Below are 22948 nucleotides of genomic sequence, written 5' to 3'. Positions count from 1 at the left end.
AGGGCAGGCGCCGCCCCCGAGGGCGCGGCCGCCCTGGTCGAGCAGCGCGACGAGGGCGCCATGCCCCCGTCGGCCGTCGCGTCGGCCATCGGGTACGTCATCGAGCAGCCCGAGGGCGTCGACGTCGGCGAGATCGTCGTCCGGCCGACCGTGCGGGCCCGATCACGTCGGCCTGATCAGGCCGGCCGGGGGCTCACCAGGGGAGTTCGCCGGACCGGTCGACGAACCGTCCCGTCGGGCCGTCCGCGCCGATCGTCGCGAGGGCCACGATGGACTCGGCGCCCTCGGCCACCGAGTGCCCGACACCGCCGGTGAAGTCAGTGGCGGTCTGGCCGGGGTCGGCCGCGTTGACCCGGATGTCCTTGAGCTCCTTGGCGTACTGCGTGGTGAGCATGGTGACCGCGGCCTTCGACGCGCTGTAGAGCGGCAGGGCGTACCGCGACTCGACCCGGTCCGGGTCCTGCGTCAGGCCGAAGGAGCCCATGCCGCTGGACACGTTGACGATGACGGGGTTCGGCGAGGTGCGCAGCAACGGCAGGAACGCGTGGGTGACCCGGACGATCCCGACGACGTTGACCTCCAGCACCTCCCTCATGTCCGCCGCCGTGAACTCCTCGACGGGGCCCACCCGGCCGAGGACCCCGGCGTTGTTGATCAGGATGTCGATGCCGCCCTCGTGCGCGGCGACATCGGCGACGGCGGCGTCCACCGAGGCGTCGTCCGTGACGTCGATCCGGACGAACCGTGCGCCGACCGACGCGGCGGCGGCCCGGCCGCGCTCCGGGTCGCGGGCGCCGACGAGGACCGTGTGCCCGGCCTCGACGAGACGGCGGGCGGTCTCCAGACCGAGGGACTTGTTGGCTCCGGTGATGAACGTCGTGGGCATGCTGGTTCCTCCGCTTCGGGCCGGCACGGGGGTGCCGGGTCACGGAGTCGATCCTGCGGTTCCGGGAGCGCCGCCGGGAGCCACGGCTTTTCCTGGTACAGCGCGTACCACCCTCGCCGCCCGGAGGCTCTACGCCACTTCGTCCAGCCAGAGCACGATCCCGGTCAGGTCGCTGAGCACGGCCGCCACTCCCGCCCTGACGGCGGCGGCGCAGCGTGCGGCGGTGAACGAGCGGGCGTCGTACGCCGAGGACATGCCCAGCCCCTCGCCGCGGAAGGACGCCCCGGTCCAGTCGGCGGCCGTGACGTTCTCCGTCGGCTCGGCCAACTCCGCGCCCACGACGAGGAAATGCTGGGCGAGATGGCTGGGGCTGACCGCGGCCAGCGGGTCCACCAGGTCGTTGCCCGCCGTGACGACGAGGTCCGGGCCCATGTCCATGGCCCGCGTGAGAGCGGCGATATGGCGGCCGGGATCGTCCGCGGTCACCGTGCGCAGGTCGACGTCCTCCTCCCGCGCCCAGTCCCGTACGGCGGTCACGAGCGCGGTTGTCGGGCGGTCGTGCCCGGCGGTCACCAGGACCACCCGGTAGCCCGCCGGGGGGTGGACGTCGTCCCAGGAGCCCGGCCTCGGGGTCACGGTCGCCTCCGGGGTCGGGGAGGCCGAGGGGTCGACGAAGCCGGGGCCGAGGGCGCCGACGGGCGTGGGGGAGGCGTGCGGCTCCGACCAGGCGTCGGCGGAGCTGCAGCCGGTGACCAGTGCGGCGACCGCCGCCAGCGCGGCGGCGATCCGAAGCGGTGAACGCAAGACGATCGTCCCTCGGAGCAGTGACGGATGGTGCGGCGTTCATCCTGCGCCGTCCGACGCCCACGTGGACGCCGAAGAGGGCTTGTTGTCCGAGGCTTCGCCGGGGCGACCAGCGCTGTTCATCCACGGCACGCACGGTGCTCCGGAAACCTGAAGGAGCACCATGTCACAGCGGGTTCGCCGCATTCTCATCGCCCTGTGCGCGGCCGTCGTCGCGGTCGTCGGCACGGCCGGGCCGGGCCACGCGCACGGCTTCGCCTCCACCGTCCACGCCGACGTCACCGCGCACGACCCGGGCCGGCCGCACACCACCGTGGAGCTGGAGTACGACCTCCTCGTCGTGTCCGCGGCCGACGCCGCCCACGACGACGCCCTGTTCCGGCAGGGCACCGCCGCCTTCGAGACCGGTGACGCCCGCGGCCGGGCCGCCGTGCTCGACGCGCACGCCGACGCGGTGACCGGCTATGTCACCGACCGCTTCTCGCTCTCTTCCGGCGGCCGGCCCTGCACCCCGCGCCGGCACGGAGGGTTCACGATGAGCCGCCGCGATGGCGCCCCCTACGCCGTCCTCGGGCTCGACTGGACCTGCGCGGGCGGCGACGCCCCGCTGGACGTACGCAGCACGCTGTTCCCCGACGCGGAGCGGTATGTGAAGGGCACCAAGACCATCGTCACGTACGCGGTCGACGGACTCGTGGGCAGCGCCGCGCTCGACGCCGCGCACCCGTCCTTCCTGATCGACCAGACCTGGTACCAGCGGTTCTGGGAGTTCTTCCGGCTGGGCGCGGAGCATCTGCTGACCGGGATCGACCACATCCTGTTCCTGCTGGCGCTCATCGTCGGCTCGCGCACGCCCCGCGAAGTCGTGCTCGTCGCCACGACGTTCACCCTGGCCCACTCGGTCACCTTCCTGCTGGCGGCCCTCGGTCTGGTGGAGGTCCCGGCCTCCGTCGTGGAGCCCGTCATCGCCCTGTCCATCGCCGTCGTCGCGGGCTGGCACCTGTGGCGGCTCGCCCGGCACCGCGATCCGGCCGCGCAACAGGAGGGGCGGGTGGGGCACTTCCGGCTGGACCGGGCGGGCTGGACCAGGCTGGGCGTGGTGTTCTGTTTCGGGCTCGTCCACGGCCTGGGGTTCGCCGGGGCGCTGGGCATCGAGGCGGCGTGGTCCTGGACCCTGCTGTGGTCGCTGCTGGTGTTCAACCTCGGTATCGAGGCCGTGCAGTTGGCGATCGTCGGGCTGCTCTTCCCCGCGCTGGCCGTCCTGCGGCGCAGGGCTCCGCGTGCCGGACGCCGGGCGACGGGACTGGTCGCGGCGGGGGTGGCCGTCATGGGGCTGACCTGGTTCGCGCAGCGGATCACCGGTGCCTGAGGGGCTGTCGGCGGGACGCCCCCTGTTTGGTGCGACGTTCAACCAACTCGGCCGGATCATTTGCCTCCGGTTCATGCCACCCGGTGATCGTACAGATCTCCAATCCGTGCATTCATGCATGCATAAGGAACGAAAGAACCCATGAGATCGAGCAGTAGAACGACGCAGAGCGACGGCCCCGTGAGACGCCGTGTGGCCGGCGGTGCCGCCACCGCCGTGCTGGGGCTGACCATGGCACTGGGCGGCAGCGGTGTGGCCCCGGCCGCCGCGGCCGACTCCGCCGGCGTGTCCGGCGTCATCCTCGGCGTGGGCGCCGACGAGACCCAGCGGATCGTCACCTGGTACTCCACGGCGGACACCCCGCAGCAGCTCCAGGTCGCCCCCACCTCGGCCCTCACCGACGGCCGGTTCCCCGCCGACGCGGCCACCTTCGCCGCCACGGGCGGCGCCAACATCGCCTCCAGCGGCGGCTACAACCGGCACGCCACGATCACCGGCCTCAGGGAGAACGTGGCCTACTCCTACCGGGTGGGCGGCGAGGGCGACTGGTCCCCGACGTACAGCTTCAAGACCCGGGACTTCGAAGGCGACTACGACTTCCTGTTCCTCGGCGACCCCCAGATCGGCTCCAGCGGCGACGCGCAGAAGGACGGCGCCGGCTGGGCCGACACCCTGAAGGTGGCGACCGAGGCCAACCCCGACGCCGAACTGCTGGTGTCCGGCGGCGACCACGTCGAGAGCGCCAACGACGAGAAGCAGTGGACGTCGTTCCTCGCCCCCGACCAGCTCCGCCAGGTCCCCATGGCCGCCACCATCGGCAACCACGACGTCGGCGGCAAGGCCTACGAGCAGCACCACTTCACGCCCAACACCGACAAGTCCGAGGCGTACTACGACAAGGACGCGTCGACCCGGTCCGGCGGCGACTACTGGTTCATCCACAAGGACGTGCTGTTCATCGACATCAACAGCAACGCCCAGAGCGACACCAAGGACGCCCAGCACGTCGGCTACATCACCGACGTCGTCAAGAAGCACGGCTCGGAAGCCAAGTGGAAGGTGCTGGTCTACCACCACTCCATCTACTCGCCCGCCAGCCACTCCTACGACCAGGGCAACAAGGACCGCCGCAAGGACTTCACGACGGCCTTCTCCGACCTCGGCATCGACATGGTCCTCCAGGGCCACGACCACAGCTACTCCCGCAGCTACGCCATCAAGAACGGGCAGAAGGCCAACCCGGAGGAGAAGCCCGGCCAGGCCGAGGTCTACCCGGGCCCCGGCGGAGTCATCTACGTGACGGCCAACTCGGCCTCGGGGTCGAAGTACTACGACCTCAAGAAGCCCGACGACTCCGGCACCGGCGTCCAGGGCAACGGTCCCGACCCGCTGAACCCGGACAACTTCTGGTTCAACTCGGTGGAGAACCAGGAGCACGTCCGCTCGTACGTCCGCGTCAAGGTCAGGTCCGACAAGCTGGTCCTGGAGAACCTGCGCTCCGGCACCTGCGCCACGCCGAACCCGTCGGTCGACAACGGCAACGTCCCCTGCGCGACGCCCGGTCAGCCGGTCGGCTCCGTCGTCGACAAGGTCACCGTCCACCCGTACAACGGCGACGGCCAGTCCCTCCAGGTCGACGTCCCGGCCGCCGCCCCCGGCGAGTTCGGCTGGACCATCGACGGCTACAACGGCCTGGTGGACCTCGGCACCGCCAAGGAGACCGACGGCAACCACTTCGAGGCCGCCGGCAAGATCAACCCCCTCCGGGTGACCGACAGCCGCCGCTCGCTCGCCCCCTGGTCGATCTCGGCCGACGTGAGCGAGTTCAAGGACGCCGACAAGAAGTTCTCCGGCTCCTACCTCGGCTGGAAGCCGTACGTCCTCAACGGCGGAGCGGGCGCCACGGCCGCCTCGGCGGTGGCCTCCGGCTACGACGACCAGGGCGCCGGCCTGTCCGTCTCGCGGGGCCTCGCCTCCGCCGGGCAGGGCCACCCGCGCGGCGACGCCCGGCTGGGCGCCGACCTCGACCTGAAGATCCCGGACAACGTCGCGAAGGGCTCGTACCGCGCGACCCTCACGATCACCGCGCTCAGCAGCTGACCGGACCACCCCCACCCTGCCGCCGCGCCGAGCGGGGCGGCAGGACCGTTCCACCGGTGTGGCAGGGCACCCACGGGCGCCCTGCCACACCGCCCCCTCCTGGAGAAACCCAGATGCCCACGCACAGACGTCCCCGCCTCGCCGCGCTCCTCGTCCTTTTCACCGTCCTCGCGCTCACGGGCCTGCGCGCGGGACCCGCCGCGGCCGCCGACGGCGACGTCAGCTGGACGGTCCGGACCGCCGCGAACGGGTACGGCGACGACCGCTCCAGCTTCGGCTACGCCGTGAACCCGGGCGGCACCGTCGAGGACACGATGGTCGTCACCAACCGGGGCAGCACCCCCCTCCGCCTCGCCGTGTACGCCTCCGACGGCTACACCACCGACGCCGGACAACTCGACCTGCTCACCCGGGAGAAGAAGTCCGTCGGCGTCGGCGCCTGGGTGCACCCCCGGACCGACACCCTCACGATCAAGCCCGGCAAGTCCGCCGACGTCCCCTTCACGGTCACCGTCCCGAAGAACGCCACCCCCGGCGACCACGTGGGCGGCCTCCTCACCTCCCTCAAGCAGTCCGACACCGCCGCGGGCATCAACGTCGACCGCCGCCTCGGCGTCCGCCTCGCCCTTCGCGTCGGCGGCGAACTCACGCCCCGGCTCGCCGTCGAGGACCTGCACATCGCCTACGACGGCACCGCGAACCCGTTCGCGAAGGGCACGGCCACCGTCACCTACACCGTCCACAACACCGGCAACGCCCTGCTCTCCGCCCGCCAGGACGTCTCCGTCCAGGGCCCGTTCGGCCGGCTGCGCACGGCGGCACAGGACGTGGCCGACACCCCGAAGCTGCTGCCGGGGGAGCGGTGGAGGGTGAAGGTGCCCGTGCGGGGCGTCGCACCCGGCGTACGCCTCACGGCGACCGCCGAGCTGCTGCCCCTGCTCACCGATCCTTCCGGCTCGACCACGCCCCTGAAGCCCGTCGAGGCGACCGCGCACACCTGGGCCGTTCCCTGGCTCGCCGGCCTGCTCCTCCTCGTGGTCGCCGTGACCTACCTCCTCGTACGCCGGGCCCGCGCGCGGCGCAGGGAACGCGAAGCCGTCCGGGTACGGGAGGCCGTGGAGCGGGCGCTGCAGGAGGCGTAGCGAGCCTGAACGTTCACTCCCGGGCGGTGGACAGGGTCTGCAGGCCGACCGCGCCGAGAAGGTCGAGCTTGCTGCGGGCGTCGGTGCCCGGCTGCGGGGTGAACACCACGAGGCGGAGGCCGCCCTCCGTGGTCAGGATGCTGGAGAGCAGGGCGATGTCCCCGACCTCCGGATGCTCCACCCGCTTGAGCGCGCTCTCGTGCCCGCCGACCGCCCCGCGGTCCCACAGCTCACGGAACCTGGGGCTGCGGCTCAGCTTCGCGATCAGCGCCTCGACGTCCGGGTCGTCGGGGTACCGGCTGGTCGTGGCCCGCAGGTCGGCGATCAGGGACTCCTCGAACGCCTCCCGCTCGGACGGCGACTGCCGGATCCGTGGCAGCTCCGCCAGGAACTGCCACACCAGCACATTGCCGTCCTCGGCGTCACCCACCGCGCCCTCCCCGAAGGTGGCCGCGAACAGCGGGTTCCCGTACAGGAGTTGCCAGATGCCGTCGTAGACCGCCACCGGCTGGGCGGCGAGCTGGTCCATGATCCGGTACAGGCTCGCCGGGATGATCCGCGGGAGGCGGCCGGGGCCTGCGGTGTGGCCGGCCAGGCGCAGCAGATGCGCTTGCTCGTCGTCGGACAGCCGCAGGGCACGGGCCAGCGCCGAGCACACCTGCGCGGACGGCGTCGCCACCCGTCCCTGTTCGAGCCGGACGACGTACTCGACGGAGATCCCGGCGAGCATGGCCAGCTCGGCGCGCCGCAGCCCCGGCACCCGGCGTCGCGCCCCCTGTGTCAGCCCGGCCTCCGCCGGGTCCAGCCGGTCCCGCCACGCCCGCAGCGCGTCTCCAAGTCGGTTCACGTCTCCATCTTGCGCGAGATGCCGAGGGCGCATGATCGGATCGGATCGCAACGATCGGGCGCGGCCGGAGTGCCCGCTGCCAGGGTTGTCGGCGAAGGGAGACCTCATGATCTCGGCACTCAACCGGCTCGTCGACCAGGTCGAACGGAACCTCGGCGAGGAACTCGACCTCGGCCGGCTGGCGGGGGAACTCGGCACCACCGAGTACCACCTGCGCCGGATGTTCTCGTCGCTCGCCGGCATGCCGCTGTCGGAGTACGTGCGACGGCGCCGTATGACCGTCGCCGCCGCGGACGTCGTCCGGGGCGAGAACGACCTGCTGGACATCGCCGTCCGGCACGGCTACGGCTCCAGCGAGGCGTTCGGACGCGCGTTCAGGGCGGTCCACGGGGCCGGACCCGGTGACGTGCGCCGTGACGGAGGCCCCCTTCGCACACAACCGCAGCTCAGGTTCCGCCTGACCGTCGAAGGGAGCATCCCCATGGACACCCGCCTCGTCGACCGCCCCGCGTTCCGGCTGGCCGGACACGCCGCCCGCGTGCCACTCATCCACCAGGGCGTCAACCCGCACATCCAGCAGCACATCGCGGCGCTGCCGCCGCAGGAGCACGTACGACTGAAGGGACTCAGCGACACCGAACCGGCCGGCCTGCTGCAGGTCAGCGACGACGTCGACCCCGACGCCACCGAGGGCAGCGAACTCACCTATCTGCACGGCGTCGCCCTCGACCAGGAAACGCCCGTCCCGGACGGACTCGACACCATCGAGGTGGCGGCGGGCATGTGGGCCGTCTTCCGGACCAGCGGACCGCATCCGCAGGCCCTGCAGACCACCTGGGCGGCGACCGCGACCGAGTGGTTCCCGTCCAACCCGTGGCGGCTGCGGACGGGCCCGTCGATCGTGGCCGTCCTGGACCGCGCGGCGGACTTCAGCACCGCGACCTGCGAACTGTGGCTGCCCGTCGAGCCCGCCTGACGGCTGCCACCGCTTGAACGGCCGAGCGCCGGGCCGCGACGGGTTTCCGTCGGCCCGGCGCTCGGCGCGTGCTGGGGAGCTACGCCTGCCGCGCGCTCCACTCCGCCAGCGAGGTCGCGCCGATCGACGCGTCCGGTCCGGCGAGCAGGTCGGACTCCTGGAGAGCGGCACCCCAGTACAGGCCCTGCGGTTCCGTCACCACCGGGCGCGGGTCGCCCTGCACCGCGAGGCCCTTGCGCAGGAAGTCCTCGAACGCGAAGGTGTCGGGCCCGGCGACCTCGACGATGCCGTTCACCGGCGCGCCCACCGCGGTGCGGGCCACGGCCGCCGCCACGTCACCGGAGAAGATCGGCTGGATCTTGATGGGCGCGGCGACGACCGTGCCGTCCTGGGTGGCCGAGTCCGCCAGCCCTTGGGCGAACTCGAAGAACTGCGTCGCCCGCACGATGGAGAACGGGATCCCGGACTCCCGGATCATGTCCTCCTGCGTCTGCTTGGCGCGGAAGTAGCCGATCGCCTGGAGACGGTCGGTGCCCACGACGGACAGTGCCACATGGTGGGCGACCCCCGCCTCGTTCTCCGCCTTGAGCTGCTGCTCCGTGGACCGGCGGAAGAAGTCCAGCACGGCGTCGTCGGCGAACGACGGGGAGTTCGTGACGTCGACGACGACCGACGCGCCCGCCAGGGCCTCCGCCAGACCCTCGCCCGTCAGGGTGTCGACGCCGGTGGTGGGGGAGGCGGCCACCGCCTCGTGCCCGTGTTCGGTGAGCGCGGCGACCACCTTCGAGCCGATGAGCCCGGTCCCACCGATCACTACGACCTTCATGGATCTTTCCTTCCGTCCACGGCACCGCCCGCCTCGCGCGGCGCGGCGCCCGCCGGATCCGGCGACGACTGCTTGCACCCTTCTGACCGGGCAGCCCTCCCGTCTGTGACAGCCGATGCGACGGAAAGAGCCGGCGTCGTCGGACAGCGGTCGGTTCCAGCGTGCGCCGGGTGAGGCATATCGGCGCGCGCCGGGGGCACCGGATAGAAGCCCTGCCGTTGATCACCGCATGACCGCAGTCCACGCCCGGGGTGTGGCCGGCGGCCCGAGGAGTTCACGTGACCAGCACCGCGTCGCAGTCACCCCAGTCAGGAGCCGCCACGGCTCACCCCGATCATCTCGGGCACGTCGTCTTCATCGCGGCGGCGGCCGCGATGGGCGGCTTCCTCTTCGGCTACGACAGTTCGGTGATCAACGGTGCCGTCGAGGCCATCCGCGACCGCTACGACGTCGGCTCGGCCGCGTTGGCGCAGGTCATCGCCATCGCGCTGATCGGCTGTGCGGTAGGCGCGGCGACGGCGGGACGGATCGCCGACCGGATCGGCCGTATCCGCTGTATGCAGATCGCGGCCGTCCTGTTCACGATCAGCGCGGTGGGTTCGGCGTTGCCGTTCGCGCTGTGGGACCTGGCCTTCTGGCGGGTCGTGGGCGGCTTCGCCATCGGCATGGCCTCGGTGATCGGCCCGGCCTACATCGCCGAGGTGGCCCCGCCCGCCTACCGGGGGCGGCTCGGTTCCTTCCAGCAGGCCGCGATCGTCGTCGGCATCGCGATGTCGCAGCTGGTCAACTGGGGGATCCTCAACGCCGCCGGAGGCGACCAGCGCGGCCCGCTGATGGGGCTGGAGGCCTGGCAGGTCATGCTCGGCGTCATGGTCGTCCCGGCCGTCCTCTACGGACTGCTGTCCTTCGCGATCCCCGAGTCGCCCCGCTTCCTGATCTCCGTCGGCAAGCGGGAGCGCGCCCGGCGGATCCTCGCCGAGGTCGAGGGCGAGAACGTCGACTTCGACGCCCGGATCACCGAGATCGAGCAGGCGATGCGCTCCGAGCGCAGGTCGTCGTTCAAGGACCTGCTGGGCGGCACGTTCCTGTTCAAGCCGATCGTGTGGGTCGGCATCGGCCTGTCGGCGTTCCAGCAGTTCGTCGGGATCAACGTCGCCTTCTACTACTCGTCCACGCTGTGGCAGTCGGTGGGCGTCGACCCGACCGACTCGTTCTTCTACTCGTTCACGACGTCGATCATCAACATCGTCGGCACGGTCGTCGCGATCATCTTCGTCGACCGGATCGGCCGCAAACCGCTCGCCCTGATCGGCTCGGTCGGCATGGTCGTCGGCCTCGGCCTGGAGGCCTGGGCCTTCTCCTACGACCTGGTCGACGGCAAGCTGCCCGCCACCCAGGGCTGGGTCGCCCTGATCGCCGCCCATCTGTTCGTGCTGTTCTTCGCCCTGTCGTGGGGCGTGGTCGTCTGGGTGCTGCTCGGCGAGATGTTCCCCAACCGGCTGCGCGCCGCCGCCCTGGGCGTGGCGGCGGCCGCACAGTGGATCGCCAACTGGGCCATCACCGCGAGCTTCCCGTCGCTGGCCGACTGGAACCTGTCGGCCACCTACGTGATCTACACGGTGTTCGCCGCGCTCTCGATCCCGTTCGTCCTGAAGTTCGTCAAGGAGACCAAGGGCAAGCGGCTGGAGGAGATGGGCTGAGGCCCTTCTCCCCGGTCCGGCCGGTCAGGGCACGCGTGTCGTCCACTCGGGCGTGGAGAACTTGGTGCGGACGAGCTCCTGCGCCCGGGCCAGCTCCTCGTCCGTGACCTTGCCGTCGGTCAGGCCGTAGCGGCGCCGGAAGGAGTCGACCAGCCCCTCGATGACCTCCCGCCGGGGCAGACCGGTCTGCCAGCGCAGCGGGTCCACCCGCTTCTTCGCGCTCTTGGTGCCCTTGTCCGACAGCTTCTCCCGGCCGGTGCGCAGCACCTCGAGCATCTTGTCGGCGTCGATGTCGTACGCCATGGTCACGTGGTGCAGAACGGCTCCGGGCCCGCCGTCCGGTCCCACGAGGCGCTTCTGCGCCGCACCGGCGATCTTGCCCTGCTCGGTGGCGATGTCGTTCAGCGGCTGGTACCAGGCCTTGATGCCCATCTCGCCGAGCGCGTCCAGCACCCAGTCGTCGAGGTAGGCGTAGCTGTCCTGGAACGACAGCCCCTGGACGAGAGAGTCCGGCACCGACAGCGAGTACGTGATCGTGTTGCCGGGCTCCACGAACATCGCTCCGCCGCCCGAGATACGGCGGACGACCTCGATGCCGTGCCGCTCGGCGCCCTGCGCGTCGACCTCGTTGCGCAGCGACTGGAAGCTGCCGATGATCACCGCCGGTGCGGCCCACTCCCACACCCGCAGCGTCGGCGGGCGGCGTCCGGCGGCGACCTCCGCGGTGAGCACCTCGTCCAGGGCCATGTGCAGCCCCGGGCTCTGCGGACCGTCGTAGATCAGCTGCCAGTCGTAGTCGGTCCAGTCCGTGGCGTGGGCGAGTGCCCGCCGCACCGCGATGCCGACCGCCTCCGAGGTCAGCCCGTACATGACGGTCCCCTCGGGCAGGGCCCGGTCGATACGGCTCGCCAGACCGGCCGCGTCGGTGTCGGCGGGGGCGCCGTCGAGAGCCCGGTTGACCGCGTGGAGCGCCTCGTCCGGCTCCAGGAAGAAGTCACCGGCCACCTGCGGGTGCCGCAGCACCCCGTCCTCCACCTCGACGTCCACCACGACGAGCTTGCCGCCGGGAACCTTGTACTCACCGTGCACGATGTCGCCATCCCTTCTCCGCCAAGGTGGAACCGGCGGCGGAGCCGGAGTGTTCCCACGGGGCGCCCGGCCGGGCCGGTGATGAGTTTTCGCGCCCGCGCCCGTCACACCTACGACGGGACACGAGGTGGAAGGACGACACGATGAGTACGGACACACGACCGGCGGAGGACCTGGCCCCGACCCGGCTGGACGACATCGGGGAACAGGAGTTCTCGGGCCTGGCCGAGCGGCACCGGCGGGAGCTCCACGTGCACTGCTACCGGATGCTCGGGTCGTTCGAGGACGCCGAGGACACCGTTCAGGAGACGTTCCTGCGCGCCTGGCGCCGCCGGGAGACCTTCGAGGGCCGCTCGACGTTCCGGGCCTGGCTGTACCGGATCGCCACCAACGCCTGCCTCGACCTGCTCGCCAAGTGCCGCCCGGAACCGGCGACCGGCGGCGAGGTGCCGTGGCTGCAGCCCTACCCGGACCGTCTGCTCGACGAACTGTTCGCCGACGACGCCGACGAGCCGGAGGCGGTCGCCGTGGCACGGGAGACGATCGAACTGGCGTATCTGGTCGCGGTCCAGCACCTCGCGCCCCGCCCCCGGGCCGTACTGATCCTGCGGGACGTCCTCGGCTGGCCGGCGAAGGAGGTCGCGGAGTTCCTCGGCGACTCGGTGAACTCCGTCAACAGCGCCCTGCAGCGCGCCCGCGCGCGCCTGCGCGAGCACCTGCCCGCCGAGCGCCAGGACTGGACCGGCGACGAGGAGGACGCCGCGACCCGCGACCTCGTACGCCGCTTCACCGAGGCCAGCGTCGCCACGGACATCCCGGCGCTCACCGCGATGCTCCGGGACGACGTCCGGTTCGCGATGCCGCCCACGCAGGGTCTGACCGTCGGCCGTGACACGGTCGTGGCCGGCTGGATCGAGGACGGCTACGAGGGCATGAAGGGCCTGCGCCCCGTCCCCACCGCCGTGAACCGCCAGCCCGCCGTCGCCTACTACCTGTGGCAGGGACAGGAGGGCGCGTACCTGCCGCTGACGATCGACGTCCTGCGCATCACGGGCGGCGCGATCACCGAGATCACCACCTTCGACAGCGACCAGTTCCCCCACCTCGGCCTCCCGGCCCGCCTCGCGGCCGATGGCACGGAGCGGAGGTAGGGAGCGGCAGACTTGAGTCTCCCGCAGGGGGAGACGGTGAGGTGAGCTCATGGACGGCGGCACCCTGTACTCGATCGGCGAACTGGCCCGGCGCACCGGGCTGACGGTCAAGACCATCCGGTTCTACTCCGATCGGGGCATCGTCGAGCCCGCGGGCCGCACCCACGCCGGCTACCGGCTCTACGCCCCGGACACCGCCGCCCGCCTCGCCCTCGTGCGGACGCTGCGGGAACTGGGCCTCGGCCTGCCCGTGATCCGGAAGGTCGTGGACCAGGAACTCACCCTGAGCGAAGTCGCCACGGAACACATCGCCGCACTCGACGCGCAGATCGGCATCCTGCGTCTCCGACGGGTCGTCCTGACAGCCGCCGCCCGACGAGCACCCACCCCCGAGGAGATGGAACGCATGCACCAGCTGGCCACGCTGTCCGAAGCCGAACGCAGGCGCCTGATCGACGACTTCCTCGACAGCGTCTTCGAAGGCCCCCACGGCGGCGCCCAGTACGCCGCGGCTCGGCGTTCCATGACACCCGAGCTCCCCAAGGACCCCACGGACGAACAGATCAACGCGTGGGTGGAGTTGGCCGAACTGTCTCTGGACCCGGACTTCCGCGCCACCGTGCGGCGCCTGCACGCCGCTGCCCTGCCGGACGACGCTCCCACGCCACCTCGCCCCGACCTGATCGCCGTCGTCCGGGATCTCGCAGGCCCCGCCGTGGCACGCGGCATCGACCCCGAATCGCCCCAGGCAGATCCCGTCGTCGCGGACCTCACCGCCCACTGCACACAGGCCCGCGGCCGCCCGGACGACGCCGAGCCGCACCGATGGCTGCTGCACCGCCTGCACACCGCGGCCGATCCCCGCAGGGACCGTTACGTCGGCCTGCTCGCACTGATCAACGACTGGCCGGCACCGGAACGCCTCAGCCCGGTGATCGACTGGTCCGTGACGGCCCTGCGCATCCGGGCAGCCTGACGCGTTTCCCGCGCCGATCGGGGACCGTCAGAAATGCCCGTGTTCCGGAACCGCCGCCTCGCACGCGTCACACAGCGTCAGATGGATGCGCCGCGTCTCACGCAGCGCCCCCGCCGCACCGCAGCGCTCGCAGATCTCCTCGCTTCTACGGGCGAACGCCTCGATGATGGCGTCCAGACGCGCGTGCTCGGCGGAAGTCCAGTTGCCACCGGGCTGCCACGGCCGTGGAAACGCCTGAAAGGCCAGGGCGCCCCACTTCTGCTTCACGGCCAGCATCTCGTACTCCGGGAACTCCGCGACCAGCGCCTCATGGCACTCCAGCACCAAGTGCCGCCAGCCGGGCCCCACGTCCACGGTGTACGACGGGTCCCGCCCATGCCGTCTGACCGGCTCGAAAGCATCGTCCCGAGCCGACTCCGTCCCGCCCATCCAATCCTCTCCCCACGTCACGACCGCCCGCCCCGTCAGGGGACCAGAACCACCTTGCCGACATCGCGGCGCGACTCGATGATCTCGTGGGCGCTTGCCGGTAACCGGCCAATCAGGGGGTTCAGGCGCGCAAGCTTTCCAGTTCGGCCGCCCGGCGCCGGTCCTTGGGACGGCCCAGGGAGCGGCGCATGAGGATCAGGTCGTCCAGGTCGGCGTAGAGGATGTCGAAACCCGCCGGGTCGTGGGTGACCGCGGCCCGGTCGAGGCAGGGCGTCACGTCCATGTCGCCCCAGGCCAGGGCGGACGTACAGAGGTCGCCGCTCGCGCCGGTCACCCGGTACACCACCTGCGGGCGGTCCAGGCCGGGCAGGTCCGTGCAGCCCGCTGCGGCCAGGGCCCGGCGCAGCGCCCGCGCCTGCTCGGGCGTCCCGTCCCACAGCAGGTCGAGGTCTCCCGTCAGCTCCGTCGAGCCGTGCAGGATGCCGGCCACCTGCCCGACGACCACCGCCCGTGAACCGGCCTCGTGCAGGGCCCGCAGAAAGGGGAACGGGTCGAAGCCGAGGGCGCCGTCCGTGCCGAACGTCCCGGCCACGTCGTCGGCTTCCTCCGGGCCGACCCCTGTGACGGCACGTTCACGGGTGGACTCCGCGATACGCCGGACGGCCCGACGGAGCCGCAGTGCGGCGGTCTCATCCATCCGCCCATTCAACCGCGGGCCGGGACCCCGCCACCGTCAGGCCCTTGGGCCCATCGGCCCCCTTCCGGGACCACAGGCCCCTCCCCGACGACCCCGCCCCGAGACAGGGTGGAAGCAAAGACGGCGGCGGACCGAGGAGGAGATCGGCATGGCCCGCACGATCACCGTGGGACTGGACGGCTCGAGCGAGAGCCGGGCGGCCGCCGAGTGGGCGGCCCGCGAGGCGACGCTGCGCCAGGTGCCGGTACGGCTGGTCCACGTGTGGCAGCCGGTCCCGGAGCCGATGGCACAGGCCCCGCTCCTCGGCGCCGAGACGCACCAGCACTGGAGCGAGCGGATCCCCCGGGACGCCGCCGAGGGGCTGAGGCTGCGGCACCCCGGTGTCGAGGTGATCACCGAACAGCGGGCCGGGGCTCCGGCGGAGGTGCTGCTCGAAGCCTCTCGGGACGCGGAACTGCTGGTGCTGGGCTCGCGTGCCCTGAGCGGCCTCACGGGCTTCCTGGTCGGCTCCGTCGGCCAGTCGGTCGTCGCCCGCGCGAAGGTGCCCGTGGTGCTGGTCCGGGCGGGCGAACAGGCCGCCGACGAGCACATGAAGGACCCCGCCGGCATCCCGTCCGCCGCCACCGGCTTCCGGCCCGTCGTCCTGGGCCTGGACACCGGGAACCCTGACGACACGGTCCTCTCCTTCGCGTTCGACGAGGCCCGGCGCCGCGAGGCCACGCTCACCGTCGTCGCCGGCTGGAACCTCCCGCCGTCGTACGTCTACCGCCTGGCCGCCGGTGTCGACCCCCGCGAGGAGATGAGCCGTGAGCGGGCCGCCGCCCTCACCGAGGTGCTGCGGCCGTGGCGGGAGAAGTACCCGGACGTCGAGGTGACCGAACGGTCCCGGCTCGGCAGCCCCGCGAACCATCTCATCGACGCGGCCCGCGACGCCTCCCTCGTGGTCGTCGGCCGCCGGGTGCGCCGCAGCCCCGTCGGCATCCACATCGGCGCGGTCACTCACGCGGTCATGCATCACGCCACCGCCCCCGTCGCCGTCGTCGCACACGACTGAGACGCGGGCCTGAGACAACACCCCCCTCAGTGGATCGTGAGACGGCCCCGCCCCGCCAGCCGGAACAGCAGGATCAGGGACGGAAGGACCGTGACCCCGGCGACGCACGCGACGACGATCAGCACCTGCAGCGTGGCCCGGGGTGAGGCGGCCTCGTCGAGGGTCAGGTGGGTGCCGAGGAGGTACGGGTACTGGGCGACACCCCACCCGCACACCACGAGCGCGACGGCCGCCGCGGCCGTCTGCCGCAGCAGGACCCTTCGGTCGGTGAGCAGCAGAAGCATGCAGGCGATGCCGCACACCGCGGCACCGATGACCAGCGGCAGGGCGACATGGCTGAGGTCGTGGAACAGCCGTTCGGCGTCGGAGTGCAGGACGAAGATGCCGGCGACGGACACCGCGCCCGCCGCCACGCCCGCGGCGAGCCCCCGGTCGCGGAAGTACCGGGCCAGCCCGGGGTCGTCCGCACGCCGCGCCTCCACGTGCAGGTACACGGCGGCCAGGTAGGCGCACACCACGACGGCCAGGATCCCGCCCAGGTGGGAGGTCGGATGGTTCCAGCCGGCCACCGCGTTGCCGTTGCCGCCCGTGGGGACACGCCCGGAGGCGATGGCACCGGCGATGGCGCCGAAGCTGTACGGCGTCAGGACGCTGGACACCGCGAACAGAGCGCCGTACAGCCGCTGTTCGGGGGTGCGCATGGCGTTGTGGCGGAAGGCGAACGCGGCTCCGCGCAGCACGATCCCCAGGCCGGCCAGGATCAGCGGCAGATACAGCGTGGTGGTGATCGCGGTGAACGCGGTGGGGAATCCGGACCAGAGGATGACCAGGCAGTAGATGAGCCAGGTGTGGTTGGCCTCCCACACGGGGCCGATGGAGGTGTCGATGAGGTGCCGGGGGCGGCGGCCCCGCTCGGCGCCCCCGGCGGTGAGGTCCCAGAACCCGGCCCCGAAGTCGGCCCCGCCGAGCAGGGCGTAGGCGATCACGCCGACGAACAGGAGGATGGCGACGGTGTCCTGCATCTACTGCTCCCTCGGTCCCGGCCGGGCGGCCACGGGCTCGGGCTCGGGCGCCGGGCCGTAGGGCACGGTGACGTTGTCGTCCCCTTCGGCGCGCCAGCGCCGCCGCATCGAGCGCAGCACCCAGATCGCCGCCGCGGCGACCGCGCAGTACAGAGCGAGTACGCATGCGAACAGCGCCCAGATGTTGCCTTCGGTGGTGACCGCGTCCTTGGTCAGCAGCAGGCCGACGACGGTCCACGGCTGCCGCCCCACCTCGGTGACGACCCACCCGCTCTCCAGGCAGATCACGGCGACGAGGCCGCTGACGGCGCAGGCGCGCAGGAACCAGCGGTTCCGCGGCACCTGCCGGTGCCGGTACCAGAGCCAGGCGAACCACGCGGCGAGCAGCGCCAGCAGGGTGCCCGTGCCGACCATGACGTCGAAGGCGAGGTGGACGATGCTCACGGTGCGGTCGCTGGGCCGTACGTCGGCGGGGATCGCGTCGAGCCCCTTGATCGTCGTGGACGGCGAGAAGTCGGCCAGGATCGAGCCGAGGTCGGGGATCTGCCAGCCGTAGCGGACCTCGCCGTCGATCAGGACGCCGCCCAGCGTCTCCGGGACGTGGTCGTCGGTGGTCGGCACCATCTCGATGGCGGCGAACTTGGCGGGTTCGTCGTTGAAGACGTCTCGGGCGAGCGTGTCGCCCACGAACAGCTGGATGGGCATCAGACAGGCCGCCGTGACGAAGCCGATGAGGAACCCGGTGCGGTGGTAGCCGTTGTCCCGGCCCCGCAGCAGGCCCACGGCGTACACACTGGCGACGGTGAAGCCGGCCACGATGTACGCGGCCAGCAGCATGTGGATGGTCTCGCCCCAGAACGCGCCGTTGAAGAACACCTCGGACGGCCGGACGTCGACGACCTTCCCGTCACGCATCGTGATGCCGCCCGGCTGGTTCATCCAGCTGTTGGCGGCGACGACGGAGGCGGTGCCGCCGATGCCGGACAGGGAGACCGGCACCCCGGTCCAGAAGTGCCCCCATGGGGGCAGCCGGTTCCAGCCGTAGATGTAGATCGAGACGAAGATCGCCTCGAGGAAGAAGAACAGGCCCTCGATGGAGAAGGGAAAGCCGAACGCCGCCCCGTAGGTCCCCATCAACCCGGGCCACAGCACGCCCAGTTCGAAGGTGAGAACGGTCCCGGTGACCGCACCGACGGCGAACAGGACGGCCGCCGCCTTCGACCAGCGCCGGGCCAGCAGCAGGGCGGTGGAGTCGCCACGCCGCAGGCCCCGGTAGTGGGCGATGAGGGTGAGGCTGGTCAGGGCCACGCCGAACGGGACCAGGATGATGTGGAAGCCGAGCGTGAAGGCCATCTGCTGGCGGGCGGGGAGTAATTGGGCGGGCTCGTCCGCAGCGGTGGCGAGACCGTTGAGGACCGCGTCGAGTGTGAGCATCGTGTCTTTTCGTCCGGACTCGCGGGTGCGGAACGGCGCCCCGCCTCACGAGGGGGCACGGCACCGTGACCGAAATGTCACTTTTATTTCCTCGGTCATGCTAGGTCACGGGCACTGCCGTGCCGCGGTCCCTCGGGCGCGGCGACCCGGCGTGCCGCTCCGGTCCGGGCTCACCGGCCGACCGTGTCGGTACGCGGCTCGGTGACGCTGCTGCGCCGGGCCAGATGGACCGTCACCGCCGCCGCGACGACGATGACGCACCCGACGAAGATCAGCCCCGCGCTCCTCAGCCCGAGCGGGACGGACAGGGCGCCGATGCCGACCACCGGCAGCGAGATGCCGACGTAGGCGGCGACGAAGAGCGCGGAGATCGTCGCGCCGCGCTGCTCCTCGGGCGCTGCCCGCGCCACCCCGGCGACCGACGCGCGGAACGACATGCCCTGCCCGATCCCGGCGACGACGGCGCCCGCGATCAGCACCCACAGGGACTCCGCGAGGAGGGAACTGCCGATGAGCACGCACCCGGCGATCAGGATGGCGCAGCCCAGCGGCAGGGCGCGGCCCGGACCCGTACGGCCCGTCAGCTGCCCGGCGGTGGAGGCCAGGAACACCGTCAGCACGATCGCACCGGCCACGGCCAGGTTGTCGACGCCCAGGTACTGCGCGGCGAACGACGGGGCGACGGCGGTGAACAGCCCCAGCACCGAGAAACCGGCGAACGAAGCCAGCCCGGCCGGCACGAAGACGGACCGCGTCTGTGGCGGCACGACCATGCCCTCGGGACGCAGAGGCGGGCGCGGAACGGGCCGGTGCACGGACTCGGGCAGGGCCGCGACCAGGACCATGGCGACCGCCAGCATGCCGATATGGACCAGATAGGGCAGCCGCAGGGGATGCGGGGCGTACTCGGCGAGGACCCCGGCCAGCAGCGGTCCGCACCCCAGCCCGCCCATGTTGGCCGCGGTGGCCGCGAACGCGGCTCGCGCCCGCTCGTCGGGGCGGGCCAGGTCGGTGACGGCCGCCGTGGCGGCGCCGCTGAGCAGCCCGGCCGCGAACCCCGAGAACACCCGGCCCACGAACAGCAGCGGGAGTCCGTCCTCGAAGAGGAAGCAGAGCGCGGAGAGGACCGACAGTACGAGCGCGGTGAAGATGATCGGCCGGCGGCCCAGCACGTCGGAGAAGTTGCCGGCCAGCAGCAGGGCGACGATGACCCCGACGGCGTACACGGCGAAGATCACCGTGATCAGGAACTGCGAGAAGCCGATCTCCTCGCGGTACAGCCCGTACAGCGGGGTGGGCAGTGTGGTGCCGGCCATGCCCACGGCGAACACCACGGCCGCGACGACGTACCAAGGGAAACTCCGCTGCCTGGGTTCCGTCATTCCGCCCTTCCCTGGGTCGCCGGGGCGCGGCGGCCTCCCACGCACGGAGCCGGCTCGACCTGATCAGCTCACCACAGGCGGGCGGCGCTCGCACTCCGTGACCGTGACAGGGAGTCAGACGGTCCTGGCGTTCTCATTCGACGGACGCCCATGACGGCACCCTGGCCGCCTCGGGATCGTGGTCGAGCTGTTCGCGCAGACAGGCCGGCAGGATGCCGGCCGGTGCCGGCGCCGGGGGCAGCAGGACCAGCGCCACCGCCGCCGGCACGATGAGGACGAGGACACCGGTGACCCAGACGTTGTCGTCGGTGGTGGCCACCATGAGCAGCCCCGCCCCGTGCGCGGCGTACGTGCCGAGCCACTTCAGCAGTGTGAAGGCGACCGCGGGACACCGAGACCCAGCAGTCAGAGCCCCGTGGTCCGGGAGCGGGCCGCGCGGGTGAGGGTCCAGGAGCGGCGCATGGCGGCGGTGGCCGAGCGACCGTCCGCCACCCGGATGGCGGTCGCCAGGGAGAAACGGCCCAGAAGGACGAGCCCGCCCGCCCAGATCAGCACGGGCAGGATCCGGCCGACGAGGATGAACTGCACGGTCGCCGGGTCGTGACAGGTCGGCCGGACCATGCCCGGCACCAGCTCCTCCTCCACCGCGACCAGCACGGCCAGACCGGCGAGCGCGGGGCCGACGGCGCACGCCACCGTCAGCGCCTGCACGCGGAGGGCGGCGCCGAGGTGCCCACGCGAGCGGTCCCACACGGCGCGCAGGGGGAGTCCGCCGGACCGTCGCCGGGTGTGCGCGACGATCACGGCCTGGGCGGTGAGCAGCCAGGGGACGCAGGTCATGGCGACCAGGAGCAGCAGGGGGAACGCGACCAGGGCGACGCGGACCAGGCCGTCCCACTGGTCGGCGTACGCGACATAGGAGTCCTCCGACGCGATGCTGAACTCGGCGTCCCCCCTGGCCTGCAGAAAGAGCCCCCAGGACGCGGCGAACGCACCGGCCACCACACCCCCGCCGACGAACAGCGCCCCCGCGCACGCGAGAAGAGCAGAACCGAGCATGGGGCGGCCGGCGCGCACGGTGGTCCGCGCGGCCTCCGTCACGAGGACCACGACACGACCGCGGTGGGGGGCCGGGTGATCCTTCATGCTGGCTGCGACGCCCTCACCCGTCCGCCCGGTTCCGCTTCCGGACCGGCCGGCCGGGGATACACGGGCGGTACGACGAGACAGGAAGGCCAGGTGTGACGCAGGTCATGGGAACTCCGCCGCACGGGCCGACAGTTCAGGACGTGACGACAGACAGACGAGCGCGGGTGCGCAACGGGGACCCGGATGCCTTCGCGGAACTTTTCGACGAGTGCGCCCGCGCGGTGTACAACCACGCCTTCCGCCTGACCGCCGACTGGTCGACGGCCGAGGACGTCATGTCGACGACGTTCATGGAGGCCTGGCGGCGCCGGGACACGGTCGACGCCGAAGGCGGCACGCTGCGGCCGTGGTTGCTCGGCATCGCCACCAACGTGGCCCGCTCCCACCACCGCGGCGACCGCCGCTACCGCGCCGCCGTGAGCGCGGCCGCGGCGGCGATGGAGGACGTCGAGGACCACGCCGAGGCGATCGCCGGACGCGTGGACGACCGGCGCACGCTCCAGGCCACGCTGACCGCACTGAGCCTGCTCAAACGCCCCGAGCGCGAGGTGCTGACCCTGTGTCTGCACGAGGGGATGGCGTACGCCGAGGTGGCGCGCGTCCTCGGGATCCCCGTCGGGACCGTCCGCTCCCGCCTGTCCCGCGCCCGCGGCAGGCTGCGCAAACTCACCGACGCGCAACTGCTCCACGAAAAACGGGAACCCACCCCCGCAAACCGGCAGATACAGGATGACCGCGGATACACGGTCCGGTCCGCACAGGAAGGAACCCGATGAACGCCAGCCCCTCCCACCGGCCGCACCCGGCTGAGTGGACGGAGACGCAGAGCCTGCTGCCCTGTGTCGAGCGGGATCTGCCGGCGGGCCGCCACCAGTTCCACAAGGAGCAGTTGATGGCCCAGATCCACGAAGACCTGCGCACCACCACCCGCCCGGAGGCCCCGAAGCGCCGCCCCAACCCGTTCCTGCGCCGTACGGTCCTGCTGCCGGCCGCCGCCCTGGCGCTGGCCGGAGCGGTCGCGGGCGCCTTTGCCCTCACCTCGGGGGCCCCGGACGACGGCAGGACCGTCCTGGCCACCGGGCCCGCCCTGACCACCACCGTCGGCGCCGTCGACGCCAAGGGCGCACCCCGGCTGCTCGACCAGATCTCCCTCGCCGCCGCGGACACCTCCGCGCCCGCCCCGCAAAAGGGCCAGTACATCTACATCGAGTCGCAGGTGGCCAGCACCTACCCCAAGTCCGTCGGCGACACCACCACGGTGGTCAGCGAGGAGCTGCACCCCCGCAGGGTGTGGAACTCCCTCGACGGCAAGGACGGCTGGCTGATCGAGCCCGGCCGGACCGGCGACGAGGGCATCACCCTGGCCAGCAAGGTCAGGTTGGCCGGGGCCTACGACGTCCTCGCCGCGCTGCCCACCGACCCCGACGCGCTGCTGCGCCACATCTACCGCGAGTCGGACGCCGCCCGGGACCACGAAGTGCCGCGCGACCAGGCCGCGTTCGTGGCCATCGGCGATCTGCTGACCGAGAGCTACCCGCCCGCCGAGGTCAGCGCGGCCCTCTACAAGGCCGCCGCGAAGATCCCCGGGGTCGTCGCCGTGAAAGACGCCGTCGACGCCATGGGCCGCCACGGGGTGGCCATCGCCCGGGAGGACGCCACCGGAGGCGAGCGCGTCGAGTGGATCTTCGACAAGAAGACACTGCGCTTCCTCGGCGAGCGGATCGTCGTGGTCAAGTCGGTGGCGGACAGCCCGTTCAAGGTGGGCACGGTCACTTTCACCAGCGCGATCACCCGCCGCGCCGTCGTCGACGCCAACAAGCAGATCCCCGGCACGGCGGGCTGAACGCCTGTGGTCCAGAGGCACGGGTGAGCTTGCCGGTCGTACTCGGCTCGGCAAGTGCATCCCATCCGTGAG

Annotated in this window: 22 protein-coding genes and 1 pseudogene; 11 read left to right on the top strand and 12 right to left on the bottom strand. The window is 71.9% G+C overall.

Features of this window, described 5'->3' with window-relative positions; genetic code table 11:
- Positions 1-6 precede the first annotated feature (6 nt).
- A pseudogene (locus DC008_RS35825) lies at positions 7-159 on the top strand (oxidoreductase); the annotation flags it as partial.
- Between the two features lie 34 nt (positions 160-193).
- Here the strand turns inward: DC008_RS35825 and DC008_RS01610 are convergent.
- Both DC008_RS01610 and DC008_RS01605 read right to left on the bottom strand, forming a co-directional pair.
- Entirely contained in the window at positions 194-886 is a 693-nt protein-coding gene (locus DC008_RS01610; RefSeq protein WP_108705353.1) for an SDR family NAD(P)-dependent oxidoreductase, read from the bottom strand.
- A 129-nt stretch (positions 887-1015) separates the two neighbouring features.
- A complete protein-coding gene (locus tag DC008_RS01605) occupies positions 1016-1690 on the bottom strand; it encodes a type 1 periplasmic-binding domain-containing protein (protein WP_108705352.1) in 675 nt (224 codons plus the stop codon).
- Between the two features lie 163 nt (positions 1691-1853).
- On the opposite strand from DC008_RS01605, the gene DC008_RS01600 reads away from it, so the two are divergent.
- From DC008_RS01600 to DC008_RS01590, 3 genes are all read left to right on the top strand, one after another.
- Positions 1854-3059 (top strand): HupE/UreJ family protein, encoded by a 1206-nt coding sequence (locus tag DC008_RS01600; RefSeq protein WP_108705351.1) that lies wholly within the window; start codon positions 1854-1856, stop codon positions 3057-3059.
- A 141-nt stretch (positions 3060-3200) separates the two neighbouring features.
- Positions 3201-5159, top strand: a complete 1959-nt coding sequence (locus DC008_RS01595) for a purple acid phosphatase family protein (protein WP_108705350.1) — start codon at positions 3201-3203, stop codon at positions 5157-5159.
- A 113-nt stretch (positions 5160-5272) separates the two neighbouring features.
- Positions 5273-6301, top strand: a complete 1029-nt coding sequence (locus DC008_RS01590; RefSeq protein ID WP_108705349.1) for a WxL protein peptidoglycan domain-containing protein — start codon at positions 5273-5275, stop codon at positions 6299-6301.
- A gap of 13 nt (positions 6302-6314) precedes the next feature.
- Here the strand turns inward: DC008_RS01590 and DC008_RS01585 are convergent, their stop codons facing one another.
- Complete coding sequence (locus DC008_RS01585; protein WP_244221318.1) at positions 6315-7148, bottom strand: helix-turn-helix domain-containing protein; 834 nt, start codon at positions 7146-7148, stop codon at positions 6315-6317.
- 106 nt (positions 7149-7254) lie between these two features.
- On the opposite strand from DC008_RS01585, the gene DC008_RS01580 reads away from it, so the two are divergent.
- Positions 7255-8124 (top strand): AraC family transcriptional regulator, encoded by an 870-nt coding sequence (locus DC008_RS01580; protein WP_108705347.1) that lies wholly within the window; start codon positions 7255-7257, stop codon positions 8122-8124.
- A 79-nt stretch (positions 8125-8203) separates the two neighbouring features.
- Here DC008_RS01580 and DC008_RS01575 read toward each other — a convergent pair whose 3' ends face one another.
- On the bottom strand, positions 8204-8950 hold the full coding sequence (locus DC008_RS01575; protein WP_108705346.1) for an SDR family oxidoreductase: 747 nt from the start codon (positions 8948-8950) through the stop codon (positions 8204-8206).
- 278 nt (positions 8951-9228) lie between these two features.
- On the opposite strand from DC008_RS01575, the gene DC008_RS01570 reads away from it, so the two are divergent.
- On the top strand, positions 9229-10650 hold the full coding sequence (locus tag DC008_RS01570; protein ID WP_108705345.1) for a sugar porter family MFS transporter: 1422 nt from the start codon (positions 9229-9231) through the stop codon (positions 10648-10650).
- A 24-nt stretch (positions 10651-10674) separates the two neighbouring features.
- On the opposite strand, the gene lplAB is transcribed toward DC008_RS01570, so the two are convergent.
- Positions 10675-11739, bottom strand: coding sequence for a lipoate-protein ligase LplAB (gene lplAB, locus DC008_RS01565; protein ID WP_108705344.1), 1065 nt, complete (start codon positions 11737-11739; stop codon positions 10675-10677).
- Positions 11740-11882: 143 nt separating this feature from the next.
- Here lplAB and DC008_RS01560 point away from each other — a divergent pair, with 143 nt between their 5' ends.
- Positions 11883-12890, top strand: coding sequence for an RNA polymerase subunit sigma-70 (locus DC008_RS01560; RefSeq protein ID WP_108705343.1), 1008 nt, complete (start codon positions 11883-11885; stop codon positions 12888-12890).
- A gap of 49 nt (positions 12891-12939) precedes the next feature.
- Positions 12940-13866, top strand: a complete 927-nt coding sequence (locus DC008_RS01555) for a MerR family transcriptional regulator (RefSeq protein ID WP_108705342.1) — start codon at positions 12940-12942, stop codon at positions 13864-13866.
- A 27-nt stretch (positions 13867-13893) separates the two neighbouring features.
- Here the strand turns inward: DC008_RS01555 and DC008_RS01550 are convergent, their stop codons facing one another.
- Together DC008_RS01550 and DC008_RS01545 are read right to left on the bottom strand one after the other, a co-directional pair.
- Complete coding sequence (locus tag DC008_RS01550) at positions 13894-14295, bottom strand: hypothetical protein (RefSeq protein ID WP_108705341.1); 402 nt, start codon at positions 14293-14295, stop codon at positions 13894-13896.
- A gap of 121 nt (positions 14296-14416) precedes the next feature.
- Positions 14417-14992 carry a hypothetical protein gene (locus DC008_RS01545; protein ID WP_108705340.1) on the bottom strand — a complete coding sequence of 192 codons (576 nt, stop codon included), beginning with the start codon at positions 14990-14992 and terminating at the stop codon, positions 14417-14419.
- 148 nt (positions 14993-15140) lie between these two features.
- On the opposite strand from DC008_RS01545, the gene DC008_RS01540 reads away from it, so the two are divergent.
- Positions 15141-16046: a universal stress protein gene (locus DC008_RS01540; protein WP_108705339.1), complete on the top strand. Its 906-nt coding sequence runs from the start codon at positions 15141-15143 to the stop codon at positions 16044-16046.
- A 26-nt stretch (positions 16047-16072) separates the two neighbouring features.
- Here DC008_RS01540 and DC008_RS01535 read toward each other — a convergent pair whose 3' ends face one another.
- The 5 genes from DC008_RS01535 to DC008_RS01515 all read right to left on the bottom strand — a co-directional run bounded on the left by DC008_RS01535 (position 16073) and on the right by DC008_RS01515 (position 20994).
- Positions 16073-17068, bottom strand: a complete 996-nt coding sequence (locus DC008_RS01535; protein ID WP_108705338.1) for a cytochrome d ubiquinol oxidase subunit II — start codon at positions 17066-17068, stop codon at positions 16073-16075.
- Complete coding sequence (locus DC008_RS01530; protein ID WP_108705337.1) at positions 17069-18502, bottom strand: cytochrome ubiquinol oxidase subunit I; 1434 nt, start codon at positions 18500-18502, stop codon at positions 17069-17071.
- A gap of 170 nt (positions 18503-18672) precedes the next feature.
- Positions 18673-19884, bottom strand: coding sequence for an MFS transporter (locus tag DC008_RS01525; protein WP_235071517.1), 1212 nt, complete (start codon positions 19882-19884; stop codon positions 18673-18675).
- A gap of 133 nt (positions 19885-20017) precedes the next feature.
- Positions 20018-20206: a hypothetical protein gene (locus DC008_RS01520; protein WP_108705336.1), complete on the bottom strand. Its 189-nt coding sequence runs from the start codon at positions 20204-20206 to the stop codon at positions 20018-20020.
- Between the two features lie 83 nt (positions 20207-20289).
- A complete protein-coding gene (locus DC008_RS01515; protein WP_108705335.1) occupies positions 20290-20994 on the bottom strand; it encodes a hypothetical protein in 705 nt (234 codons plus the stop codon).
- A 179-nt stretch (positions 20995-21173) separates the two neighbouring features.
- On the opposite strand from DC008_RS01515, the gene DC008_RS01510 reads away from it, so the two are divergent.
- Together DC008_RS01510 and DC008_RS01505 are read left to right on the top strand one after the other, a co-directional pair.
- The gene (locus DC008_RS01510) at positions 21174-21809 is read left to right on the top strand and encodes an RNA polymerase sigma factor (RefSeq protein WP_108705334.1); all 636 of its coding nucleotides are present in this window, start codon (positions 21174-21176) and stop codon (positions 21807-21809) included.
- Entirely contained in the window at positions 21806-22876 is a 1071-nt protein-coding gene (locus DC008_RS01505) for a CU044_5270 family protein (RefSeq protein ID WP_108705333.1), read from the top strand. Before DC008_RS01510 ends, DC008_RS01505 begins: the two co-directional genes overlap by 4 nt.
- The last annotated feature ends 72 nt before the right edge of the window (positions 22877-22948 follow it).

This window comes from Streptomyces nigra (assembly GCF_003074055.1).
In the GTDB taxonomy this organism is placed as follows: Bacteria; Actinomycetota; Actinomycetes; order Streptomycetales; family Streptomycetaceae; genus Streptomyces; species Streptomyces nigra.
Note: the sequence above shows the minus strand (reverse complement) of the source record. Positions and strands in the feature narration are given on the sequence as shown.